The organism is Corallococcus sp. AB032C, from assembly GCF_003668935.1.
GTDB lineage: Bacteria > Myxococcota > Myxococcia > Myxococcales > Myxococcaceae > Corallococcus > Corallococcus exiguus.
The window spans coordinates 22,379-44,976 of the sequence record NZ_RAWP01000084.1 but is presented as its reverse complement, the minus strand read 5'-3'; the positions used below and the strand labels follow the sequence as shown (position 1 = coordinate 44,976).

At 69.5% G+C, this 22,598-nt stretch carries 24 protein-coding genes; 15 read left to right on the top strand and 9 right to left on the bottom strand.

Annotated elements, in window-relative coordinates; all coding sequences use genetic code 11:
• Both D7X99_RS29985 and D7X99_RS29980 read right to left on the bottom strand, forming a co-directional pair.
• On the bottom strand, positions 1-244 hold a 244-nt coding region (locus D7X99_RS29985; RefSeq protein WP_199756381.1), incomplete at its 3' end, for an anti-sigma factor.
• On the bottom strand, positions 244-771 hold the full coding sequence (locus D7X99_RS29980; protein WP_211484218.1) for an RNA polymerase sigma factor: 528 nt from the start codon (positions 769-771) through the stop codon (positions 244-246). The genes D7X99_RS29985 and D7X99_RS29980, both read right to left, overlap by 1 nt.
• Before the next feature lie 564 nt (positions 772-1,335).
• On the opposite strand from D7X99_RS29980, the gene D7X99_RS43240 reads away from it, so the two are divergent.
• From D7X99_RS43240 to D7X99_RS29955, 5 genes are all read left to right on the top strand, one after another.
• On the top strand, positions 1,336-1,713 hold the full coding sequence (locus D7X99_RS43240; RefSeq protein WP_199756380.1) for a hypothetical protein: 378 nt from the start codon (positions 1,336-1,338) through the stop codon (positions 1,711-1,713).
• 78 nt (positions 1,714-1,791) lie between these two features.
• A complete protein-coding gene (locus D7X99_RS29970) occupies positions 1,792-2,502 on the top strand; it encodes a methyltransferase domain-containing protein (RefSeq protein WP_121780766.1) in 711 nt (236 codons plus the stop codon).
• A 45-nt stretch (positions 2,503-2,547) separates the two neighbouring features.
• Complete coding sequence (locus D7X99_RS29965) at positions 2,548-3,471, top strand: DUF2381 family protein (protein WP_121780765.1); 924 nt, start codon at positions 2,548-2,550, stop codon at positions 3,469-3,471.
• Between the two features lie 10 nt (positions 3,472-3,481).
• Positions 3,482-3,979, top strand: a complete 498-nt coding sequence (locus tag D7X99_RS29960; protein WP_121780764.1) for a hypothetical protein — start codon at positions 3,482-3,484, stop codon at positions 3,977-3,979.
• Positions 3,980-4,118: 139 nt separating this feature from the next.
• Positions 4,119-4,472, top strand: a complete 354-nt coding sequence (locus tag D7X99_RS29955; protein WP_121780763.1) for a hypothetical protein — start codon at positions 4,119-4,121, stop codon at positions 4,470-4,472.
• Between the two features lie 12 nt (positions 4,473-4,484).
• On the opposite strand, the gene D7X99_RS29950 is transcribed toward D7X99_RS29955, so the two are convergent.
• Positions 4,485-5,768 carry a Fic family protein gene (locus tag D7X99_RS29950; RefSeq protein ID WP_147476298.1) on the bottom strand — a complete coding sequence of 428 codons (1,284 nt, stop codon included), beginning with the start codon at positions 5,766-5,768 and terminating at the stop codon, positions 4,485-4,487.
• A 180-nt stretch (positions 5,769-5,948) separates the two neighbouring features.
• Here D7X99_RS29950 and D7X99_RS29945 point away from each other — a divergent pair, with 180 nt between their 5' ends.
• From D7X99_RS29945 to D7X99_RS29915, 7 genes are all read left to right on the top strand, one after another.
• The gene (locus tag D7X99_RS29945; RefSeq protein ID WP_121780761.1) at positions 5,949-6,752 is read left to right on the top strand and encodes an outer membrane beta-barrel protein; all 804 of its coding nucleotides are present in this window, start codon (positions 5,949-5,951) and stop codon (positions 6,750-6,752) included.
• 117 nt (positions 6,753-6,869) lie between these two features.
• On the top strand, positions 6,870-6,959 hold the full coding sequence (gene kdpF, locus D7X99_RS29940) for a K(+)-transporting ATPase subunit F (protein ID WP_121780760.1): 90 nt from the start codon (positions 6,870-6,872) through the stop codon (positions 6,957-6,959).
• Positions 6,960-6,968: 9 nt separating this feature from the next.
• Complete coding sequence (gene kdpA / locus D7X99_RS29935) at positions 6,969-8,687, top strand: potassium-transporting ATPase subunit KdpA (RefSeq protein ID WP_121780759.1); 1,719 nt, start codon at positions 6,969-6,971, stop codon at positions 8,685-8,687.
• Between the two features lie 2 nt (positions 8,688-8,689).
• Complete coding sequence (kdpB, locus tag D7X99_RS29930) at positions 8,690-10,750, top strand: potassium-transporting ATPase subunit KdpB (RefSeq protein ID WP_121780758.1); 2,061 nt, start codon at positions 8,690-8,692, stop codon at positions 10,748-10,750.
• 23 nt (positions 10,751-10,773) lie between these two features.
• The gene (kdpC, locus tag D7X99_RS29925; RefSeq protein WP_121780757.1) at positions 10,774-11,397 is read left to right on the top strand and encodes a potassium-transporting ATPase subunit KdpC; all 624 of its coding nucleotides are present in this window, start codon (positions 10,774-10,776) and stop codon (positions 11,395-11,397) included.
• 1 nt (position 11,398) lies between these two features.
• Positions 11,399-12,562: a sensor protein KdpD gene (locus D7X99_RS29920; RefSeq protein ID WP_121780756.1), complete on the top strand. Its 1,164-nt coding sequence runs from the start codon at positions 11,399-11,401 to the stop codon at positions 12,560-12,562.
• On the top strand, positions 12,559-14,394 hold the full coding sequence (locus D7X99_RS29915; RefSeq protein ID WP_121780755.1) for an ATP-binding protein: 1,836 nt from the start codon (positions 12,559-12,561) through the stop codon (positions 14,392-14,394). Before D7X99_RS29920 ends, D7X99_RS29915 begins: the two co-directional genes overlap by 4 nt.
• A 9-nt stretch (positions 14,395-14,403) precedes the next feature.
• Here the strand turns inward: D7X99_RS29915 and D7X99_RS29910 are convergent, their stop codons facing one another.
• Both D7X99_RS29910 and D7X99_RS29905 read right to left on the bottom strand, forming a co-directional pair.
• Entirely contained in the window at positions 14,404-14,865 is a 462-nt protein-coding gene (locus D7X99_RS29910; RefSeq protein ID WP_121780754.1) for a hemerythrin domain-containing protein, read from the bottom strand.
• A 118-nt stretch (positions 14,866-14,983) separates the two neighbouring features.
• Entirely contained in the window at positions 14,984-16,321 is a 1,338-nt protein-coding gene (locus D7X99_RS29905; protein WP_121780753.1) for a sigma-54 dependent transcriptional regulator, read from the bottom strand.
• Positions 16,322-16,549: 228 nt separating this feature from the next.
• Between D7X99_RS29905 and D7X99_RS29900 the strand changes: the two genes are divergently transcribed.
• Positions 16,550-16,924 (top strand): hypothetical protein, encoded by a 375-nt coding sequence (locus D7X99_RS29900; RefSeq protein ID WP_121780769.1) that lies wholly within the window; start codon positions 16,550-16,552, stop codon positions 16,922-16,924.
• Between the two features lie 408 nt (positions 16,925-17,332).
• A complete protein-coding gene (locus D7X99_RS29895) occupies positions 17,333-18,925 on the top strand; it encodes a methyl-accepting chemotaxis protein (RefSeq protein WP_121780752.1) in 1,593 nt (530 codons plus the stop codon).
• A gap of 67 nt (positions 18,926-18,992) precedes the next feature.
• On the opposite strand, the gene D7X99_RS29890 is transcribed toward D7X99_RS29895, so the two are convergent.
• Complete coding sequence (locus D7X99_RS29890; protein WP_233601591.1) at positions 18,993-19,298, bottom strand: helix-turn-helix domain-containing protein; 306 nt, start codon at positions 19,296-19,298, stop codon at positions 18,993-18,995.
• Entirely contained in the window at positions 19,295-19,678 is a 384-nt protein-coding gene (locus D7X99_RS29885; protein ID WP_121780751.1) for a type II toxin-antitoxin system RelE/ParE family toxin, read from the bottom strand. Before D7X99_RS29885 ends, D7X99_RS29890 begins: the two co-directional genes overlap by 4 nt.
• 254 nt (positions 19,679-19,932) lie before the next feature.
• Between D7X99_RS29885 and D7X99_RS29880 the strand changes: the two genes are divergently transcribed.
• Entirely contained in the window at positions 19,933-20,283 is a 351-nt protein-coding gene (locus tag D7X99_RS29880) for a DNA-binding protein (protein WP_121780750.1), read from the top strand.
• A gap of 8 nt (positions 20,284-20,291) precedes the next feature.
• On the opposite strand, the gene D7X99_RS43960 is transcribed toward D7X99_RS29880, so the two are convergent.
• Together D7X99_RS43960 and D7X99_RS29870 are read right to left on the bottom strand one after the other, a co-directional pair.
• Positions 20,292-20,669 carry a hypothetical protein gene (locus D7X99_RS43960; protein ID WP_233613836.1) on the bottom strand — a complete coding sequence of 126 codons (378 nt, stop codon included), beginning with the start codon at positions 20,667-20,669 and terminating at the stop codon, positions 20,292-20,294.
• 123 nt (positions 20,670-20,792) lie between these two features.
• Positions 20,793-22,445, bottom strand: a complete 1,653-nt coding sequence (locus D7X99_RS29870; RefSeq protein ID WP_121780748.1) for a formate--tetrahydrofolate ligase — start codon at positions 22,443-22,445, stop codon at positions 20,793-20,795.
• Positions 22,446-22,598: the final 153 nt, after the last annotated feature.

The following is a 22,598-nucleotide window of genomic DNA, read 5'->3' as shown; positions in this document are numbered from 1 at the left end:
CGGCTGGCGCACGCGAAGGCGCCGCCGACTCCCGAGGCCACGGGGCTGGGGGAATCCCCGTGGCCTCGGGAGTCGGCGGCGCCTTCGCGTGCGCCAGCCGTCCGAGGATGTCCGCCTGCAGCAGGTCATGGAACCGCACGCCGCACGCCTCGCAGGAGGCCAGGTGCGCGCGGAAGTCCTCGTGGTGTTCGAGGGGCAGCTCCCCGTCCACGAAGGCGGGGAGGTGGGGGCAGTGGACGTTCATCAGCTCCCCAGCTGCCGACGGGCCTCGGCCATGTCGCGAAGCTGGTCACGCAGCTTCAGCCGCGCGTGGTAGAGCCACGTGCCCACCGTGCCCACGGGCGACCCGAGCAGGCGGCCAATCTCCGCGTGGCGCAGCCCCTCCGAGTGCAGCTCGAAGGTGCGGCGCAGGTTGAAGGGCAGCGCCGAGACGGCCTTCTGCAGCTCCGCCTCGGTGATGCACTCCCACAGCTCCAGGTCCGGGGCCTGCGGCTCCTCGAAGAGCTTGTGCACGTTGCCCAGGTTGATGGCGGTGGTGGCTTCCGTGCGCGAGCGGCGGCACTGGTCGAGGAAGCGGTTGTGCAGCACCCGCACCAGCCACGCACGGCGCGCCGGCTCCGCCCAGCCGCGCAAGGTGTCCCACTTCAGCAAGGCCCGCAGCAGGACGTCCTGGAGCAGGTCGTCGCAAGCAGTGCCATTCCCCCCGCAGATGTTCCGGGCGACCGCCATCAGGATGGGCTGATGACGGACCGCGAAATCGGCGTACTCCATGTCGGAAGTGTCGAGTTCTTCTCTCACGTGCAGCCCCCAGTGCCGGTACTTAAAAGAAAACGTGATAGGTTTGATTCCTTTAAAACCTTGTTAAAGCCTTACGGATGGGGGGCGTTGGCTGACAACGCTTGTGTCCCGGAGGGGTTTTTCTGGATCGCACCGCGCGTATGGGCGTGGGGGATGAAAGCCATTCCGTTTGTCTGGGGTGCATTTGACTGCGTGGCGTAGGGTCCGGAGCCATGGCGCGGAGCCGGCGTCGCCTCGGAAGAAGGCCCCGGCGGACGCCGCGGCGCACTTCGAGGGGTTCGCCCGGGAGCAAGGCTTTGATGCGCGCGCGGAGGTGTTGTCAGCGCGGATTCCCCACACGGAGCGGGCCCGGCTGGCGTTGGAGCATGGAAAGGGATTGGGGGTTGTGAAGTACAACGGCCTGTGGGCGGTGGTGGCCGGGGACCTGCCCGCGGGTCGTGGGTTGAAAGTGATTGGAATGCCCATGCCGGCCGCACTTGCAACCTGGAGAATCTGAACGCCGGGCTGCGGGAGAGCGAGGAGGACACGGCCTCGCTGGTGTTGGACGGCGCGCGCGTGGTGGGGTGTGGGAATCGCTGGGGGGACGGCATCTTCACGGTCAGCCGGCACCTGGACGCGAAGGGGCGGACGGTGCGCGTCCGGGTGGAGCTGGGCACGGAGGAGCGGCAGAAGTTGCTGCGAGGCATCCGGCTGCGTCAGCGCAAGGCGCTCGTCACGCGCCTCATCACGGAGAACGGGGAACCCATCCGCTTCGTGGAGCGCTCGGAGCCCGCGGCGGAGGAGGACAGCGACAACGCGGTCATCGTCCCGCTGCGCTCGTTGCTGGGCCGGTACAAGGAATTGGACGCCATCCTGGACGCGCCGGTCGGCGCGGTGTTCCGGCGCGAGGGGAGCGGGTTCGTTCCGGAGGAGTGAGCCTCCATCGAAAGATCCGCTGATTCCGTCTGAATCCCCGCTCTGCCATTCCGCGCGGGGCGGACGCATCTTGCGGTCATGACCCACGAACATTCCGCACATGCGCCGGTCCATGGCTTTGGAGCCGACCGCGCGGCCCATTACGACGCCCAGGCGGCGGTCAGCCTCGCTGGCTACCAGGCGGCATACGAGCTGGGCGTCAGCGCCCTGGCTGCCCGGTTGGACGGACAGGAGACGGCGTCACTGCTTCATGTCGGCCTGGGCACGGGCGCGGAGCTGGTGCCCTATCTCCGCTTCAGCGTGCCGGGCTGGCGCTTCACGGGCGTGGAGCCTTCGGGCCCCATGCTCGAAGTCGCACGCAAGCGATTGGAAGAGGAAGGGCTGCTCGCGCGCACGCACCTGCACGAAGGCGAGCTGCGGACGCTGCCGCAAGGTCCCCCGTTCGACGGCGCGCAGTTGATGGGTGTGCTGCACCACGTGGAGGGAGAAGAGGCCCGCGTCGAATTGCTGCGAGAGGTGACGCGGAGGCTCAAGCCGGGAGCGCCGCTGGTGCTGGGATGCCGCATCGGCCAGGACCCCGAGCTGACGAACGTCGAGTTCCGGCGGCTGCGGACGTACGGAGTGCCGCTGGAGAAGCTGGAGGCCCGGCGTCAGGCCATGGCGAAGATGCAGCCCATCGAGTCCGACGCCGCGCTGTTCGCGATGTTCGCGCAGGCGGGACTGGTGGCGCCGAAGCCGCTCTTCGTCTCGCTCCAGTACAAGGTCTTCCTGGCGCGCTTCGAGCCCTGAGCGCGGCTTGGCCCCCCGAGAGGCCGATGCTATGTCCCAGGTTGTATGCGAATCGCGCTACCTGGGACGTGGGCGCTGCTCGGGACGCTGCTCGCCGGCGCGGCCGTGGCGGAGGAGCACGAGCACGCCGTCATCCGGACGCTCGTCCTCCCCGAGCAGCCCGAGGCCGCGCCCCAGCGCGTCTACGTGAAGGGGCAGGTCGTGACGGTCCTCCGCTTCGAGCAGGACCTCGCGCCGCTCCGGGCACGGCTGGTGGGCGGAGAGGGGCGGTTCGAACCGGTGGGCGTCGTGGGCCGGAAGGTGGTGCTGGAGCCCCGGCGCGACCTGGCACCGGAGGAAGGCTTCTCCCTGCTCGTCACGTTGTCGGATGCGCGAGAGGTCCCCTTCCTCCTCCGTCCTCCGGGACGGCGCGAGCATGGAAGCGCGGACCAGCAGCTCAACGTCTACAAGGACCGGGATGGCTACGAGGCCATGGCTTCGGCGCTGTTGGACTCGGAGAAGGAGAACAAGACCCTCCGCGCGGAGAACGAGCGGCTCCACAAGGAAGAGTCCTCCGAGGCCCATGCGCTGGCGGCCCTGCTGACCACGGGAGCGGTGGCGCAGACGCCCTTTGGCGTCGCGGATCATTTCTCCGGCGCGGATGGCGACACGGCACTGGATGGCACCGTCTACCGGGGCACGGGCAAGGCCGCGGTCGTGTTCAAGGTGAAGAACCTGACCACGCGGCGCCCCTGGAGCATGAGCTCCGTGCGGCTCGTGGGGAAGGCGGACGCGAGGGAGCGGGCGATCGCGGTCCGGTCCTCCGCCTCGGTGATTGCGCCGGGGACCTCCGGGGTGATCGGGCGGGTGGTGGATGGAAGCGCGTTCGTGGACGGCGGGACCCTGACCTCCCTGTATCTGGAGTTGTACCGGCACGATGGGCTGCGGCAGGCGGTTGTTGAGTTGAGCCCGAGCTTGCTCGGGAAGTAGGAACGGACGCATGACCTCGCGTCGATACGTGCTCGTGGCCTGGATGGGCCTGTTGGCCCTGCATCCGGGTTGTGCGACGACTCTGGGCGACGTCCGCCTTCGTGCGGATGGAACGCCCATGTCGGAGAAGTGCCCTGAGAAGTCGCTGGAGGTGATGCGGTACCTGCAGCTCTACGTGGGTGAAGCCGCATGGGTCCAACTGGATGCGAACCAGAGCCGTGCGGAGCACATCACGCTGCACGACGGGCCCATCGAGAGCGTGCTGGATGAGGACATCGGGACGCTGGAGGCGCCGATGCGCCTCTACGGACAAGTTTGGACAGGCGGAGAACAGCCGGTCATCCGGTACTACGAAGCTCAGTTCCTGAAGGGAAAGGACCGCGTGCCCATCTGCGCGGTGGCGAGACTCGGCTTCGGACAATTGCGCAAGCGACCCGAGTCCAAGCCAGGAACAGCGATCCTCAACTCCCCGCGCGCGGGCGTGTACATCGTGGACGAGTTCCGCTGAGTCCCAAGCCGCCAGGGATTCGAGGCGGCATCAGATTTCCGAGGCCATCTCCGCCCGCCAAGCGCGCGGAATCCCAGCGACGCCCCCCTGGTCCATGGCTTGCTCAGGGCATGAGGCTTCACGACTCCAAGGAGCCACGATGCGCTGGATGCAAATGCTGGGCGGTTGTCTGACGGTGATGGCACTCGCGGCCTGTGGGTCGGACGGCGAGGGAGGGCAGGGGAAGCTGAAGCTGCGGGAAGGACAGTCGCTGGACCTGGCGCAGGAGTGCGGAGTGGACCTGCCCCAGTGTTCCCAGGGCCTGTCCTGCCTCGTGCTCAAGCTGGACGGCGTGTCCAAGGCGCGCTGCGTGGATGATTCAAAGGTCTGCACCGAGCTCGTGTCCTGCACGGGCGGCACCGAGTGCGCCATCCTGGACTCGTACCCTGGCCAGGTCGCCTGCTCGGGCAAGTGCACCTCGGACTGTGATTCGTCCGTGTCCAGCAGTCCGTGAGCGTACGGCGGCTCAGCGCGACAGAAGATAGGTGTTGATCGCGCCGGTCCAGAGCTCCGTCGCAAGCCGGAGCGCGGAGACGCCGTGCTCTATCCGGATGGAAACCCCTTCAATGTGAGTCACCTGGAAGGTGTGTCCCGTTGGCTCCATGGACGTGATGCGGTCCCGGAGCTGCAAGCTTACGTCTGGCTCGCTGACCTGAAGCTCTGGGAGCCCTCCCTTCTTGGGAGAACTCCGGATGGAGAGCGCCAGCCAGCTTCCGTGGTGCTCTCCATGAAGGCCAAAGAGCTCGTAGGGCGTCTTCTGGATGAGCTTCCACGCGACTTCTGTTGGCTCACTGAAGTCCGTGACACTCAGGCTCGGCCGGCGGCCTTCGGGTAGACGGGCCTCCAGTTGTGACGCGAAGTCCCGGAGGGCTCCATGGAGCGCGCGGACGGCTTCATGCCACGAATGGGCCTCCGAGGGTGGTGGTGCAGCAGGCGGCTTGCCCAACTGCTCCGCCAGGTAATCAATCGCAGGCTCACGGAGTTCAAGCACCTCACGGGACGCGCGCTCGTACTCCTCGAAGCTCTGGTCCAGACGGTCGAGCGTCAGCTCCAACATCGCGGTGATGTCGCCTGAGTGCGACGCATCGAGCGCCGTGTAGTACCGCGCCCGGTCCTCGACGAGCAGCACGATGGCCGGGTAGTGCTCCCGCATCAGCAACAGGTTGGCGAGCAGCCTTCCTGTCCGTCCGTTCCCATCCACGAAGGGATGGATCGTTTCGAACCACGCATGCGCGATGGCGCAGACGACCACCGGATGCTCGTTCTTGGCCCCCGCCAGCCACTCACCGAACGCCCGCATTTCCTCGGGCACTCGAAGGGCTTCAGGGGGCACGTGCTCCGTGCCGCCAATCCGCACGTTGATGCGCCGATACGAGCCCGCATTCTCCGGGTCGATACCCCGCAGGACGATGCCGTGCATCTCACGCACGTCCCGCTCACCCAGCACTGTCTCCTTGCTGGCCAGCGCTTCCACGAAGTCGAGCGCGTGCGCGAGGTTCACCGCCTCGAAGTGATCCTTCAGCGACTTGCCCGCGATGGTGATGCCATCCTCCACCACGGCGCGCGTCTCCGGCAGGGTCAGCCGGTTCCCCTCAATCGCATTCGAGTTGTACGTGTGATGGATCCGGAACCAGTGCCGCAGGCTCTGCACCGCGGCAGGCGGCATCGTGGTGGCACGCAACCGGCGCATGCGCTCGGTCGCCTGCTGAAGCCTGGATTCGATGCTCTCGCTCCACCGGTACCGATGCACGCCAACCACCTCCGCTCCCCACTGTAACGCCGCCGCCCCCTTTCACCTCGCAGGGGCGCACGGAGCCGGTTCGTGCACATTGCAACCCGGGCGTGAGTGCCGCACCCGCAACCCCTTGGAACGCCTGGGCCTGACGGAGGCCCGCCCCGGTACGGCGGATGCTCATGGAGGGAGCCCGGTATGGCTCCCGACTTGACTCCCCACCTGCTTCACCTGTTGCTGACGCAGTCCCCTCCCGAAGCGCCCTCGCTGCTCTGCCGGCTCCAGGTCGAGGGCGGCGTGGACGCCTACTCCGCCTACAACCTCAATCGCCCCGACAGCGACGTGAACTTCCTGCCAGGCACCGGCACCACCGCCCGGCGGCATGACGAAATCACCGTCAACCTGGCGTCGCTGGGCGTGAACCTGGCGCCGGAGCCCGTGGGCTTCCACGTCCTGCTCGGCTTCGGCACCGGCATCGACGTGCTGCACCGCGCGGAGCCCGAGGAGGACGCCACCGGCCCGGAGGTCTGGCGTTACGTGCAGCAGGCCTCGCTGTCCTTCGCGCGAGGCCCGCTCACCCTGGAGGCGGGCCTCTACCCCAGCCACATCGGCTTCGAGTCCTTCCAATTGAAGGCCACCGACGCCGTGAGCATCGCCGCCACCGCGGACGTGGGCAGGCAGGCCCGCCCGGGGACCTCCGCCGCCCTCTGGTACGCGGCGGGCGCCAACGTGCGCGTCCAGGTCGCGGAGCCCGTGGCCGTGACCGCGCGCGCGGAGGTGTACCGCGACCGGGAGGGCCTGCTCAGTGGCACCCCGCAGACCCTGTCCGAGGGCACGCTCACCCTGGAAGTGAGGCCCGCCGAACACCTCGTCCTCAAGGCCGAGGCCCGCCACGACCACTCGACCCAGAACGTCTTCGACGGTCCGGCGCGCGGGGAGCAGCCACCCCTCCCGCGCCAACACCAGACGTTGTTCGTGGTCGGCGCGGTCGCCACCTTCTGAACCTTGAAGCGGAGCTTTCACCCATGGACCTCGTCCTCATCCTGGTGACCATCGGTTTCTTCGCGCTCTGCGCGGCCTACACCCACGGCTGCGAGCGCCTGTGAGGAGTCCCCCGTCATGACCTTCGAATACGTCGCTGGCATCGCGCTCGCGGTGCTGCTGTCCATCTACCTCGTCTACGCCCTGCTCCAGCCCGAGCGCTTCTAGGACTCCGCCATGACCCTCGTCGGCTGGTTGCAAATCCTGCTGTTCTTCGCCCTGGTGCTCGCGTTGACGAAGCCCGTGGGCGCGTACCTCTTCCGCGTCTTCGAATCAGGGACGCCGCCCCTGCCGCGCGTGCTCGGCCCCGTGGAGCGCGGCCTCCTGCGCCTGTGCGGCGTGAACCGCGAACAGGAGCAGACGTGGGGCCAGTACGCCGCCTCCCTGCTCGCCTTCAGCCTGTTCAGCGTGCTGGGCGTCTACGCGCTCCAGCGCCTCCAGCACGTGCTCCCCTTCAACCCCCAGGGGCTGCCCGCGGTGGGCCCGGAGCTCGCCTTCAACACCGCCGCCAGCTTCACAGCCAACACCAACTGGCAGTCGTACGCCGGTGAGTCCACCCTGAGCTACGCCACCCAGATGCTGGGCCTGACGTGGCAGAACTTCATGTCCGCCGCCGCGGGCCTCGGCGTCGCGCTCGCCCTCGCGCGTGGCCTCACCCGCCGCGCCGGCCCGGAAGGCCGCAAGACGCTGGGCAACTTCTGGGTGGACCTGGTGCGCGGCACCCTCTACGTGCTCGTGCCCCTGAGCTTCGTCACGGCCCTGTTCTTCGTGTCCCAGGGCGTGCTCCAGAACCTGGCGCCGTACCACGACATCTCCACCGTGGAGGGCGCGAAGCAGACGCTCGCCTTCGGTCCCGTGGCCTCGCAGGAGGCCATCAAGATGCTGGGCACGAACGGCGGTGGCTTCTTCAACGCCAACAGCGCCCACCCCTTCGAAAACCCGACCCCGCTCACCAACCTGGTCCAATTGCTGCTCATCTTCGTGTTGCCCGCGGGCCTCACGTACACCTACGGGAAGATGACCGGCGACACGAAGCAGGGCTGGGCCCTCTTCGCCGCCATGTCCGTCCTCTTCTTCGCCGGCGCCGCGGCCAGCTACGCCGCCGAGTCCCAGTCCAACCCCGCGCTCGCCTCCGCGAACGTCGCGCAGGCCGGGAACCTGGAGGGCAAGGAGACGCGCTTCGGCGTCGCGGCCTCCACGCTGTTCGCCACCGTCACCACCGACGCGTCGTGCGGCGCGGTCAACTCCATGCACGACAGCTTCACGCCGCTGGGCGGGCTGGTGCCCATGGTCAACATGCAGCTGGGCGAGGTCATCTTCGGCGGCGTCGGCGCGGGCCTCTACGGCATCCTCGTGATGGCGGTGCTCGCCGTGTTCATCGCGGGCCTGATGGTGGGCCGCACCCCGGAGTTCCTCGGCAAGAAGATAGAAGCGCGCGAGATGAAGCTCGCCATGCTGTACGTGCTCATCTTCCCGCTGGTCATCCTGGGCCTGTCCGCCGTGGCGGCCGTGATTCCGCAGGGCACGTCGTCCCTCAACAACGCGGGCCCCCACGGCCTGTCGGAAATCCTCTACGCGTTCACCAGCGGCGTGGCCAACAACGGCAGCGCCTTCGCGGGGCTCAACGCCAACACCCCGTTCTGGAACATCGGCCTGGGCATGGCCATGCTCGCCGGCCGCTTCCTGATGATGGTGCCGGTGCTGGCGCTGGCCGGCTCGCTGGTGGGCAAGAAGGTCGTGGCCCCCGGGCCGGGCACCTTCCCCACCCAGGGCGCCCTCTTCACCGGCCTGCTCGTGAGCGTCGTCCTCATCGTGGGCGCGCTGACGTTCTTCCCCGTCCTGTCCCTGGGCCCCATCGTCGAGCACTTCCTCGGCGCGGCCGGAAAGGTGTACTGACCATGGCCCCCGCCTCCAAGCCGGCCTCCCTGCTGGATCCATCGCTGCTCAAGCCCGCCGTCTGGGAGAGCTTCAAGAAGCTCCACCCCCGCGACGTGGCCCGCAACCCGGTGATGTTCGTGGTGTGGGCCGGCAGCCTCCTCACCACCGTGTTCGTCCTCAAGGACCTGGTGGCGCGTCAGCCGGACAGCGCGCCCGTGTGGTTCACCGTGTCGGTGATGCTGTGGCTGTGGTTCACCGTCCTCTTCGCCAACTTCGCGGAGGCCGTGGCGGAAGGGCGCGGCAAGGCCCAGGCGAGCGCGCTGCGCCGCATGCGCCAGGACACCCAGGCCCGCCGGCTCACCGGCGACGGCCGCGAGGAGCGCGTGGGCGCCCCCGCCCTGCGCAAGGGCGACCGCGTGGTGTGCGAGGCCGGCGACGTCATCCCCGGCGACGGAGAGGTCATCGAGGGCATCGCCAGCGTGGACGAGTCCGCCGTCACCGGCGAGTCCGCCCCCGTCATCCGCGAATCCGGCGGCGACCGCTCCGCCGTCACCGGCGGCACGAAGGTGCTGTCCGACCGCATCGTCATCCGCATCGGCGTGGACCCCGGCGAGTCGTTCCTCGACCGGATGATTGGCCTGGTGGAGGGCGCGGCGCGCAAGAAGACGCCCAACGAGATCGCCCTGCACATCCTGCTGGTGGGCCTGACGCTGGTGTTCCTGATGGCGTGCGTGACGCTGGTGCCCCTGGCGCTGTACTCCGGCGTGCCGCTGTCCGGCACGGCGGTGGTGGCGCTCCTGGTGTGCCTCATCCCCACGACCATCGGTGGCCTCCTGAGCGCCATCGGCATCGCGGGCATGGACCGGCTCCTGCGCAAGAACGTGCTCGCGCTCAGCGGCCGCGCGGTGGAGGCGGCGGGCGACGTGGACACGCTGCTCCTGGACAAGACGGGCACCATCACCCTGGGCAACCGCATGGCCACGGAGCTGTTGCCCATGCCGGGCGTGCGCGTGGAGGAGCTGGCGGAGGCCGCGCAGCTGGCGAGCCTCGCGGACGAGACGCCCGAGGGACGCTCCGTCGTCACGCTGGTCAAGGACATGTACAAGATGCGCCCCCGAGAGCTGCGAGCGCACCAGGCCACCTTCGTCCCCTTCACCGCGCAGACACGCATGAGCGGCTGTGACCTGGTGGATCCGCACCCGCGCAGCATCCGCAAGGGCGCGGTGGACGCCATCGTCCGTCACACGCAGGCGCAGGGCGGGACGGTGCCGGACGCGCTGACGGAGGCGGCGGGCCGCATTGGCGACGCGGGCGGAACGCCGCTCGCCGTGGCGGACGGCGCGCGGGTGCTGGGCATCATCCACCTGAAGGACGTGGTGAAGGGCGGCATCAAGGAGCGCTTCGACCGCTTCCGCGCCATGGGCATCCGCACGGTGATGATCACCGGCGACAACCCGCGCACCGCGGCGGCCATCGCGCGGGAGGCCGGCGTGGATGACTTCCTGGCGGAGGCGACCCCGGAGGCCAAGCTCGCGCTCATCCGCGCTGAGCAGGGCAAGGGCAAGCTCGTGGCCATGACGGGCGACGGCACCAACGACGCGCCCGCGCTGGCCCAGGCGGACGTGGGCGTGGCCATGAACACCGGCACCCAGGCCGCCAAGGAGGCCGGCAACATGGTGGACCTGGACTCCAACCCCACCAAGCTCCTGGAGGTGGTGGAGGTGGGCAAGCAGCTGCTGATGACGCGCGGCACGCTGACGACGTTCTCCATCGCCAACGACGTCGCGAAGTACTTCGCCATCCTCCCCGCGCTGTTCATGGGCGTCTTCCCGCAGATTGCCCCGCTCAACGTGATGGGGCTGACGTCGCCGTTCAGCGCCATCCTGTCCGCCGTCATCTTCAACGCGCTCATCATCGTGGCGCTCATCCCGCTGGCGCTGAAGGGCGTGCGCTACCGCCCGCTGGGCGCGGCGGCGCTCCTGCGGCGCAGCCTGCTGCTCTACGGCGTGGGCGGCGTCATCGTCCCGTTCGTGGGCATCAAGGTCATCGACGTGGTGCTCACCACGGTGGGCCTGGCGTGAGCGCGCAAGAAAGGAATCCCTCCATGGTCTCCACCCTGCTCGTCGCCCTGCGCGCCAGCGTCGTCACGCTGGTCCTCACGGGCGTGCTGTATCCCCTGGCCGTCACCGGCGTGGCGCAGGTGCTGTTCCCCCAGGAAGCCAACGGGTCGCTGGCGAAGGATGGCCGGGGCCGCGAGGTGGGCAGCGAGCTCATCGGCCAGGGCTTCACGCGGCCCGGCTACTTCCAGCCCCGTCCGTCCGCGGCGGGCGCGGGCTGGGATGCGGCGGCCTCGGGCGGAAGCAACCTGGGCCCCACCTCCCAGAAGCTCCGCGACCGCGCCGTGGCGGAGGCGGCCCGGCTGCGCCAGGAGAACCCGGACGCCCCCGGGCCCGTGCCCGGCGAGCTGGTCTCCACGACGGGCTCCGGCCTGGATCCGCACGTGTCGCCGGAGGCGGCGTTGTGGCAGGTGCCCCGCGTGGCCAGGGCGCGCGGCGTGGATCCGGCGCGGCTGGAGGCGCTGGTGCAGTCGCGGGTGGAGGGCCGCACGTTCGGCGTGCTGGGCGAGCCCCGGGTCAATGTGCTGATGTTGAACCTGGCGATGGACCGCCAGTTCGGGGTCCCCGTCTCCACGACCGCGGAGGCCGTGGAGTCCGGCCCGAGGCCCTGACATGACGACGCGGCGCCCTCGAGCGGAGGACTTCCTGGAGCTGGTGGAGCGTGGCCGGCGCGGCCGGCTGAAGCTCTACATCGGCTTCGCCGCGGGCGTGGGCAAGACGTTCCGCATGCTGGAGGAGGCGCACGCGCTGAAGGCCCGCGGCGTGGACGTGGTGCTGGGCTTCGTCGAGACCCACGGCCGTCCGGAGACGGAGGCGCTGGTGGCGGGGCTGGAGGTCGTGCCCCGCCAGCGCGTCACCTACCGCGACGTCACCGTGGAGGAGCTGGACCTGGACGCCGTGCTCGCGCGCAAGCCGCAGGTGGCCATCGTGGACGAGCTGGCCCACACCAACCTGCCCATGTGCCGCCACCGCAAGCGCTACCAGGACGTGCAGGAGTTGCTGGCCGCGGGCATCAACGTCATTGGCGCCTTCAACGTGCAGCACCTGGAGAGCCTCAACGACCTGGTGGAGCGCAACACCGGCGTCACCGTGCGGGAGACGCTGCCGGACAGCTTCCTCAAGACGGCGGACCAGGTGGTGAACCTGGACCTCGCGGTGGAGGACCTGCACGAGCGGCTCAAGGCGGGGAAGATCTACGCGCCGGACAAGGTGCCGCGCGCGCTGGAGCGCTTCTTCACCGGTGACAACCTCTCCACGCTGCGCGAGCTGGCCCTGCGCGAGGTGGCGGAGAGCCTGGACCGCGCCACCGCGGGCCGTCAGGCCCTGGCAGGCGAGGACCCGTCCCAGAAGGGCGGAGCGTGGGGCCGGGTGCTGGTGGCCCTCTCCAGCCATCCGCCGCGCGCGGCGACGTTGCTGCGCCGGGGGTCACGCATGGCGGGCCGGCTCAACACGGACTGGTTCGTGGTGTACGTGGAGACGCCGCGCGAGGCGCCGAACCTCATCGACGCGGAGGCACAGCGGCACCTGCTGACGAACATCGAGAAGGCGAAGGAGTTGGGCGCGGAGGTGGTGCGCCTGCGCTCCAGTGACCCCGTGGCGGCACTGCTGGACTTCGCCCGCTCGCACGGAGTGGGACACATCATCATCGGCCGTTCGAACCAGGCGAAGTGGCGTCAGCGGTTGGGGATGACCGCGGACGCGCGCCTCTTGCGGGAAGGGGAGGGCTTCGACATCCACGTCGTGTCCTTCGAATCCCACGAGGAGAAGCGCCCATGACGCTGCGCTCGCGTCTGCTGCTGGCCCAGATGCCATTGGTGCTGGCGTTGCTCTTCCTGGGAGCCACGGCCGTCATCACCCTGGCGCGAGTGGGCCGCTCCGGTCAGCAGGTGCTGGAGGACAACTACCGCAGCGTGCTCGCCACCCAGCGCATCACGGAGCAACTGGAGCGCATGGACAGCGCGGCGCTGTTCATCATCGCGGGCGAGCGCGAGCGGGGCGTGACCCAGCAGGCCTCGCAGCGCCCACCGCTGGAGATGGAGCTGGGCGTCCAGCAGGGCAACATCACGGAGCCGGGCGAGGCGGAGGCCACGCAGCGGCTGCGCACCGCGTGGACGAAGTACCGCGAGGAGTTCGACGTCTTCCTCCAGGCACGTGACACGGAGGCAGCACGCACGAGCTACTTCGAATCGCTCTCACCGGCCTTCCAGGAGGCGAAGGCCGCGGCGTCGTCCGTCCTCGCGTTGAACCAGGACGCGATGGTGCGCAAGAACGACCGGCTGCGCCAGCAGAGCGAGCAGGTGAACACGCTGATGGTGCTGGCGGTGGTGGCGGCGCTGGGCTTCGGCCTGTTCTTCACCACGTCGCTGGTGCAGCGCGCGCTCCGGCCGGTGTCCGTGCTGTCACAAGCCGTGCGCCGCCTGGGGCAGGGTGACGTGGAGGCGCGCGCGGTGGTGGAGGGGCAGGACGAAATCGCCCAGCTCGCGCGGGACTTCAACACCATGGCGGAGCGGCTGGGGCAGTACCGCAAGAGCAGCCTGGGCGAGCTGCTCCAGGCGCAAGCGGTGTCCCAGGCGGCCATCGACAGCCTGCCCGACCCCGTGCTGGTGCTGGGCGCGGAAGGCGGGCTGCTCAACGTGAACGCCGCGGCGGAGGACGTGCTGCGCCTGCGGCTGGACGAGGGCGGGGACGCGCTGGGCCGCGTGGAACCGGAGGTGCGCGCCGTGCTGGAGCGGGTGCGAGCGCACGTCGTAGGCGGAAGGGGCGCCTACCAGCCCCGGGGCTACGAAGAGGCGGTGCGAGTGGAGTCGTCTCCGGAGGGCGTCCGATGGCTCCTTCCGCGAGGCAGCCCGGTGCACGGCGAGACCGGGGAAGTGGTGGGCGCCACGCTCATCCTCCAGGACGTGACGCGGCTGCGGCGCTTCGACGAATTGAAGAACGACCTGGTGGCCACGGTGGCGCACGAATTCCGCACGCCGCTCACGTCGCTGCGCATGGCCATCCACCTGGTGGCCGAAGGTGTCGTGGGGCAGGTGACGGAGAAGCAGGCGGACCTGCTCTTCGCGGCGCGCGAGGACTGCGAGCGGTTGCAGGGCATCGTGGACGACCTGCTGGACCTGTCGCGCATCCAGTCCGGGCAGCTCCAGTTGGACGTGCGAGAGGTGTGCACGGAGGAGTTGGTGGAACAGGCGATGTCCGCGCAGCGCGTGCTGGCGGAGGACCGGGGCGTGCGCCTGTCGCAATCCCTGTCACCGGACGTGGAGACGGTGCGGGTGGATCCAGACCGGTTGCACCTGGTGCTGGGAAACCTGGTGGGCAACGGCGTGAAGCACACGCCGCACGACGGCGAGGTATCCGTGCACGTGTCGCGCGAAGGCACCCTCGTGCGCTTCGAGGTGAAGGACACCGGCGAGGGCATCCCCGCCCAGGAGCAGGCCCGCATCTTCGAGAAGTTCTACCGCGCCCCGGGCGCACCGGCTGGAGGCGCGGGGCTGGGGCTGTCCATCGCACGCGACATCGTCCAGGCCCACGGCGGCGAGCTGGGCGTGGTGAGCACTCCGGGGCAGGGCAGCACCTTCTGGTTCACGCTGCCGCAGCCCGAGCAGGGCTGAAGGCCGCGGTCACATCGGCGCGGACGTCTCCAGCTGGCGCATCGCTTCCTTCCGCGCGTCGGACGCGGCGCGGACGATTTCAGCGCTGGACAGGCCGAACGCGCCCGAGTCCATCTTGCGCAGCCGGGGCAGGATCTCCCGCTCCTCCTCCGTCATGTGTTGCGCCACCACCGCCTCCAACTGCCGCACCGTGGCCTCGCGGCGGCGCGCGTCGTGGCGCACGCGTAAGAGCTCGGAGAGCAGCTGGGCCATCTCCCCGTGCTCCTCCACCGCGAAGTCGATGCGCGGCCCGTCCACGACCGTTCGCGCGACGGGATACACCCAGCGCTCCTCGATGGTGCTGTGCATCGTGAGCGCTTCGGCCAGGCGCAGACACAGCTCCGGCTTCTCTTCGTCCGGGGCGTGGCGCCAGGCCTCGAAGAGGGCCTCCGCGTCCCGGTGCTGCTGGATGAGCACATCGATGAGGTTCATGACAGGCCAGGGTTCTCATGAGCGCGCAACGGCGCAATCCACTCGGAAGGACGAGGGGCCCTGCATGCCCCTGACCTCGGGACCAGGCCTGCATGCACTGGCGCACAGGCCGCCTGCGTCACGTCTCCGATTCGTACTTCTTGCGCTTGCGCCACAGCGTCGACGAGTCGATGCCGAGCAGCCGGGCTGCTTCATCCAGCGTCGGCACGGAGGCCATCACCCGCAGGATGTGTTCGCGCTCCACCGCTTCCAGCGTGTGCGGCCCGCCCAGCGTCACCCCCGGTCCCACCGTGTTCGCGATGCGCTCCGGGAACGCCTGCGGCTCCACGACGCCTGACGCGCCCACGATGAGCGCCCGCTCCAGCGCGTTGCGCAGCTCACGCACGTTGCCCGGCCAGGGGTAGGCCCGCAGCATCGCCTCCGTCGCGGGCGACAGCTCCGGGGCCGGACGCTGCGCGGCCTTCGCGAAGAAGGCGATGAAGCGGCGGGCCAGCGGGAGCAGGTCCTCCGGCCGTTCACGCAGCGAAGGGAGCTTCACCTCCAGGACGTTCAACCGGTACATCAGGTCCTCGCGGAAGCGTCCCTCCGCCACGTCCTTCTCCAGGTCGCGGTGCGTGGCCGCCACCACGCGCACGTCCGCCTTGCGCGTGCGCCCGTCGCCCAGCCGCTCGAACTGCTTCTCCTGAAGGAAGCGCAACAGCTGCGCCTGGAGCGCGGGGCTCATCTCCGCCACTTCATCCAGGAAGAGCGTGCCCCCTTCCGCCTGCTCCACGCGCCCCGGCTGGTCCTTCACCGCGCCCGTGAAGGCGCCGCGTGCGTGGCCGAACAGCTCGCTCGCCAGCAGTTGTTCGGACAGGGTGGGGCAGTTGATGGTGACGAAGGGCCGCTTGCGCCGGGCGCTCATCGAATGCAGCGCCCGCGCGAGCACCCCCTTGCCCGTGCCGCTCTCCCCGCGCAGCAGCACCGAGGCATCGGACGTGGCCGCGCGGGTGATGAACCCGATGGCCGCGTGCATGGCCGGCGACGCCGTCTCCAGCGTGGCCTCCGGCACCGCCTGCGCGAGCTGTCCCTCCAAATCCCCCAGGTGCGAGGTCAGCTCACGCTGCGCCTTCGCTCGCTCCAGGACGTGGCGGATCTGCGCGGGGGTGAACGGCTTGGGCAGGTAGTCGCGCGCGCCGCGCTTCACCGCCTCCACGGCCGTGTCGAACGTCGCGTAGGCGGTGATGAGGATGACGTCCAGCGCGGGGGATTCGGCGAGCAGGCGGGGCAGCAGCTCCAGTCCGGACGCGTTGCCCAGCCGCAGGTCCACGAACGCCAGGTCCGCCGGGCCCTGGGCGAGCGCCGCGAGCGCGGCCTCTGGCGTGGCGGCCTCGCGCACCTCGCAGCCCAGGCCTTCCAGGCACACCCGCAGGGTGTGGCGGATGTTTCGCTCGTCGTCCACCACGAGCACCCGCATGGGGCGCTCCGTCGCCTCGGTACTGGCACGCACTTCCATGGTCCCAGTCTAAGAGCATGCCGTGTGCCGGGCCCGTCTGTCGGATGCCGGGCGGCGCAAGCTCAGGGGGCGCACTGCATCCGGCACGATGTGCCCTGGATGGCGGTTGCAAGGTGCAACGCGGAACGGGCTGGTGTCTGCTGCGGCATGGCCGTGCGGCTGGCACGCGCCATGGATGGAAGGGAGCCCATGAGCAACGAAGGGACGCCTCCGGACGAAGGGGGCGAGGAGAAGAACATCTTCGCGAAGGAGCTGGTCCCACCGCCCAGCATCTGGCTGCGCAAGGGCACCTGGCTGGCCCTCGTCTTCGTGTCGATGGTGGGCGTCTTCATCTGGCTCCAGGGCGGGGAGGACCGCGCGCTGTCCGCCATGTCCCCCTCGCAGCGCGAGGCCCTCTTCTCGGACACCCGCGACGAGTTCCGCCTGCTCTGCCTGGTGGATGGCGGCGCCTCGCGCTGGCCCAAGAAGTGCGCGAATCACGCGGCGTTCCTCGTCCGCTTCTCCGAGTGCGACGACACCTGCCGCCGCGAGGTGGAGCCCTTCCTCCCACATCCCACCCGCTGAGCGCCGCCGAGCGGCCGGGCCAGGGCCTGTGTGGATGCACCCGGGCCACCGCCACCGGCAGTGAAGCTCATGCCGGACGGCTGGAATGATCGCGCCAGGGTACCTTCAGGGTCCCCTCGGTAGACGTGAGGCGTCCTCCACCGAAGGTCCCACCTGACAGGATGAAGTGTCCTGCATGACCCTGCGGGGCAATGCAGACCCGTTTGCAGGATATTTCAAGGGACGCGGGCTTGAGTCGGGGGGAGAGGTGTTGTCTATCCTACGAGTCCTGACGGAGCCCCGGTCCTCGGGGGAGCCCGTTGGGGCCGCGGAAGGATGAGCGACAATGAGCTGGCGCAGCAGGCCCGGCGCGGGAGTACGGCCGCGCTTCATCGGGATGGATGACATGGGCCCGCGAGGGGGTGCGTGATGGCGATGAGGCTCAAGCAGAAGATGATGGTGCTGCCGACGGTGGCGGCGGTGTTCCTGGTGGCCATCGTGGCGGTGACGGTGGTGCTGGGCGCGCGCACGCGGAATGCCTCGGAGCGCATCGGTTCCAGTCTGGCGCCGTCGGTGAGCCAGGCGCAGACGTCCCGCGCGGGGTTCGCCGCGCTGCACCAGGACGTGAGCGACGCGGTGGAACTGCGCGCGGTGCAGCAGCAGACGCTGGATGCGCAGGTGGCGGAGCTCCAGAAGGGGCTCGCGGCGCTGCGCGCGTTTCCGGACGTGGATGGCCCGCAGGTGGAGGCGCTGCAGGGGGCCTTCACGCGCTACTGGCAGGAGGCGTCGCAGGTGGTGGCGCTGGCGGCGCGCAATGACGCGGCCGCGCAAGCCGCGCTCGGGAAGCTGGATCCCGCGTACCGGACGATGCACGCCGGCCTGGAGTCCGTGACGGCGCAGCAGGAGGCGTCGCAGCGAGAGACCTTCATGGAGGTGTCATCGCTGCACGGCATGACGCTGACGTGGGTGCTGCTGCTGGCGGTGACGTGCATCGTGGCGCTCGCGGCGGCCACGGTGTGGCTGCTGCGCGAGGTGACGACGCCCCTGGCGCGGCTGACGGCGACGGCGACGCGCATCGTGCGGGAAGGCGACCTGTCGCTGGCCATCGACACGAGCGCGCAGGATGAAGTGGGTGAGCTGGCGCGCAGCATCCAGACGCTGATGACGCGGCTGGTTTCGGTGCCCAACACGCTGCGCGCGGTGGTGACGGAGCTGACAGCGGCGGCGTCGCGGCTGAACGCGGCGAGCCACGAGCAGCTCAACTTCCTGACCAGCCAGTCGCGCAGCCTCACGGAGGCCAGCTCCACCATCGCGGAGATCGCCCAGACGTCCGGCATGGCGGCCAGCCGCGCGGAGATGGTGTTGAAGGTGGCGGCGCAGGCGGACGCGTACAGCGCCTCCGGGCAGGTGTCCATCGAGCGCAGCGCGGAAGGGTTGCAGCAGATCCGCGCGCGGGTGGGAGCGCTGGTGGGGAGCATTGGCGTGCTGTCCGAGCAGGCGGTGCACGCGGGTGAAATCATCGGCAGCGTGAAGGACCTGGCGGACCAGTCGAACGTGCTCGCGTTGAACGCGGCCATCGAGGCGGCGCGGGCCGGCGAGGAAGGCCGTGGCTTCGCGGTGGTGGCCAAGGAGATGCGGGCGTTGAGCAGCCAGTCGCTGCAGAGCACGCAGCGCATCGGGAAGATCCTCCTGGAGATCAACCAGGCCATCCGCGAGACGGTGGGCATCGCGGAGGAGGACAGCCAGAAGATGGAGGAGGGCATCGAGCAGGTGCTCTCGTCCGCCACGACGCTGAAGGACATCACGCAGGTGGTGCAGGAGAGCAGCCAGGCGGCGCGGCAAATTGTCGCCTCGGTGACGCAGCAGAACGCGGGCATCACGCAGATGACGGAAGTGGTGACGCAGCTGTCGGAGATGATGAGCGACGTGGTGATGGCCACGAGCAACGCCGAGCAGGCGGTGGGGCAGATCAACACCTCCCTGGGCAAGCTCCAGGAGCTGTCCACCACCTTCCGCGTCTAGCCGTCCCAGACAGCGTCAAGCAGGGCCCACGGGCCGCTCCGGAAACACCGGGGCGGCCTGTTGTGCGTCAGACGCCCTTGAGGATGATCCGCTTGTCGCCGAAGACGGCGGAGACTTCGATTTCTCCGCCCATGGCCTCCACGGCGCGCCGGAGCGTGGAGAGCCGGTGGTCATCCCGGGCTTCGGTCTGGGAGAGCTGCCCCTGGGAGATGCCCATCCGTTCGGCGAGCTGTGTCTGCGTCATCCCCGCGAACTCGCGCACCTCCCGCAGACTCATCTCCAGGAGTTCCTTCTGGACGCGCTCATCCTGTTCCTTGAGTTGCGCTGGCGTGAACTTCTCCCGGCGCATCCCCTTCCAGCTGTGGAGCTTCATGACTCCGTCTCCTCGCGCTCGTTCTTCGAATCGTCATGAAGTCCGGCGGCCCTCTCCCAGAGGTAGCGCAGCCAGATCTTCTCCGCCTGGGGGATCATCCGCTCGTAGAAGCGCTTGTCCCCGGTCTTGTCACCGCCCAGGAGCAGGACCGCGTTGCGCTCAGGGTCGAAGGCGTAGAAGACCCGGATGGGATGTCCGCCCGACTGGATGCGAAGCTCCCGGAGCGGCTGGGAAGCGCCCTTGAGCTGGCTGCTGTATGGGAACCCCAGTGCAACCCCCTTCGCGGCCAGAAGCTCCACCCCGTGGTCCACGGACCGCGCAGTGTCCTCGTCGAGAGCAAGGAACCAGTCCCGGAACTCATCGGTTCCGAAGACTTCAATCCCATGAGACGGAATATCATTCCTGGATGATATTCCGTCAAGATGATGGGGGGACGTCTTTGTGCGCTTGGAATGGGGCAGGGTCGAGCGCTCCCGTCGAGAGAAGACGGGAGACCCTAGGCCCTACCTCTGACGTCACTCGCCCTGCATCAGGCCCTTGCTGCGGTCGCTCGGGTAGATGAGGAGGGCTGCCAGGGCGCCACGTCAGGCGTAACTTGTATGCTACGCCCCGGATTGAAGCCTGGAGCCCTGCCATGCCCCCCACGGGATTCGACCGTTACTTCGAGAAGAAGCTCAAGCGCCCGGCCTTCGCGGAGGCGTATGCGAAGGCGCGCGCCGAAGTGGATTCGGCGGACAGGCTGATTCGCGCCCTGGATGCGCGGCGCGAGGAGGCAGGCCTGAGCAAGGCGGACCTGGCCCGGAAGGCGGAGACCCCGCCAGAGGTCGTGCGCCGGCTGTTCACGGCGCCTTCCGCGAACCCCACGCTGTCGACGGTCACGAAGCTGGCCGCCGCGCTGGGCTGCCGCCTGCAACTGGTGCCGGCCCCCGCCCGCCGGAAGGCAGTGCGGTCACGAGCACCTGCCCCCCGCGTCCGCCGCAAGTAGGACGCGCCTCAGCCAGCCCACACGCTCCGGGGTCGGCGGCGCTGGTACTCGTCCCGGAGCGCCCGGACCTTCGCGTAGTCATTCTCCGAGAGCACGGTGCGGAACGCCTTCGTCCTCCCGGTCAGGAGGACGAGGCTCGGGCCGCCCAGTCCCAGCGCTGCTCCGTCCCGCTCCAGGACGCAGAAGAGCCGGTAGTGACGGCGCCCCCTGTCATCCGCGCGGACTTCATGGAGCCCCGCCATGGCGCCATGCATGGCCTCCCACTTGCCCCCGCCACTGAAGGCAGGAGGTGGCGCGTCCGCCACGGCCTTCACGACGGCGAGCAGCTTCGCGCTGACCGCATCCGGACACGCGTCGAGGAAGTCGCGGGCCGGAACGGTGCGCACCGGGTCGTCCTCCGTATGGCGCTGGAAGAAGTGGATGCGCCAGGGCTGGACGTGCTTCGGATGGGGCAGGGTCGCGTGCTCCCGTCGAGAGAAGACGGGAGACGCTAGGCCCTACCTCTGACGTCACTCGCCCTGCATCAGGCCCGTGATGCTGCCGTCCGGATGGACCGTGACACGGCGGGCGGCGGGCTCTCTTGGCAAGCCCGGCATCGGGAGCAGCTCTCCGGTCAGCGCCACCAGGAAGCCTGCTCCCGCGGACAGGCGCACCTCGCGCACCGTCAACGTGAAGCCCCGGGGCCGGCCTGTCTTCGCCGGGTCGTCCGACAGGGACAGGTGCGTCTTCGCCATGCACACCGGCAGCCCCGCGCCTCCCAGCGCCCGCGCAGTCTCCAGGTCCTTGCGCGCCCCTGGCGTGAAGGCCACGTCATCCGCGCCGTACACCGTGCGCGCGATGGCGCGGATCTTCTCCTCCGGCGTCTGCTCCAGCTCGTAGAGGAAGCGCGGCTTCGGCGGCGCCGCGTCCGTCGCGTCCAGCATCGCCAGCACCGTGTCCGCCAGCTCCAGCGAACCCTCGCCGCCCTTGCCGAACCCGTCGCATACGGCGATGCCCACGCCCCGCGCCTTCGCGAACGCGCGCACTTCGTCCAACTCGGCTTCCGTGTCCTGTGGGAACCGGTTCACACACAACACCGCCGGCAGACCGAACGCCGTCACCGACTCCAGGTGCTTCTCCAGGTGTCCGAAGCCCTTCAAGAGCGCCTCGCGGTCCGGCTCCGCCACCTGCGCCGCCGCCGCGCCGCCGTGGTGCTTCAGCGCTCGCAGCGTCACCACCAGCATCACGCCCCGAGGCCACACGCCCGCGCTCCGGCACTTGATGTCCAGGAACTTCTCCGCGCCCAGGTCGAAGCCGAAGCCCGCCTCCGTCACCACCTCGTCCGCGTACGCGAGCGCCAGCCGCGTGCCCACCACCGACGAACACCCGTGCGCGATGTTGCCAAACGGCCCCGCGTGCACGATGGCCGGCCCGCCCTCGCGCGTCTGGGCAAGATTGGGCATCAGCGCGTCCTTGAGCAGCGCCACCATGGACGCCGCCGCGTTCACGTCGTTCGCGCGCACCGGCGAGCCGTCCGGCGCCTGCCCCACCACGATGCGCCCCAGCCGCGCCTCCAGGTCCTTCAGGTTCTCCGCCAGCGCCAGGATGGCCATCACCTCGCTGGCGGCCGTGATGTCGAAGGACGTCTCGCGCGGCACGCCGTGCGCCTTGCCGCCCAGCCCCACGATGACGTTGCGCAGGAACCGGTCGTTCATGTCCATCGCGCGGCGCCAGCGCACCCGCGTGCCTTCCAGCACCACCGGGTGGCCGTAGTACACGGCGTTGTCCACCAGCGCGGACAGCAGGTTGTGCGCGCTGGTGATGGCGTGCAGGTCGCCCGTGAAGTGCAGGTTGATGTCCGCCGCCGGCTCCAGGCTCGCCTGCCCACCGCCGGTGCCGCCGCCCTTCACGCCGAAGACAGGCCCCAGGGACGGCTCGCGCAGCGCCGCCACCGCCTTGCGGCCCCGCTTGCGCAGACCCATGGCCAGCGCCACCGACATGGTCGTCTTGCCCTCGCCCGGGGGCGTGGGGTTGATGGCCGACACCAGCACCATGCGGCCCTGGCGCGAACCGCGGCCCAGGGCGTCCAGCGACACCTTGGCGCGGTCGCGGCCCCAGGGGAGGACGTCTTCCGGCGCGAGACCCAGCTCGGCGCCGACTTCAGTGATGGGACGGAGCGTCATGGCGGGGGACTCTCCGCGCCCCGCCGGAGGAGGTCAACGCTCGCGACACGAGGGGCAGGCAGGCACGCTTCGCAGGACGGTTCCCCGGGAGGCGGGCGGGTGGGAGGATGCAGGCGCAGGGCGGAGCCCGGGGGCGCGATGGAATACGCGGCC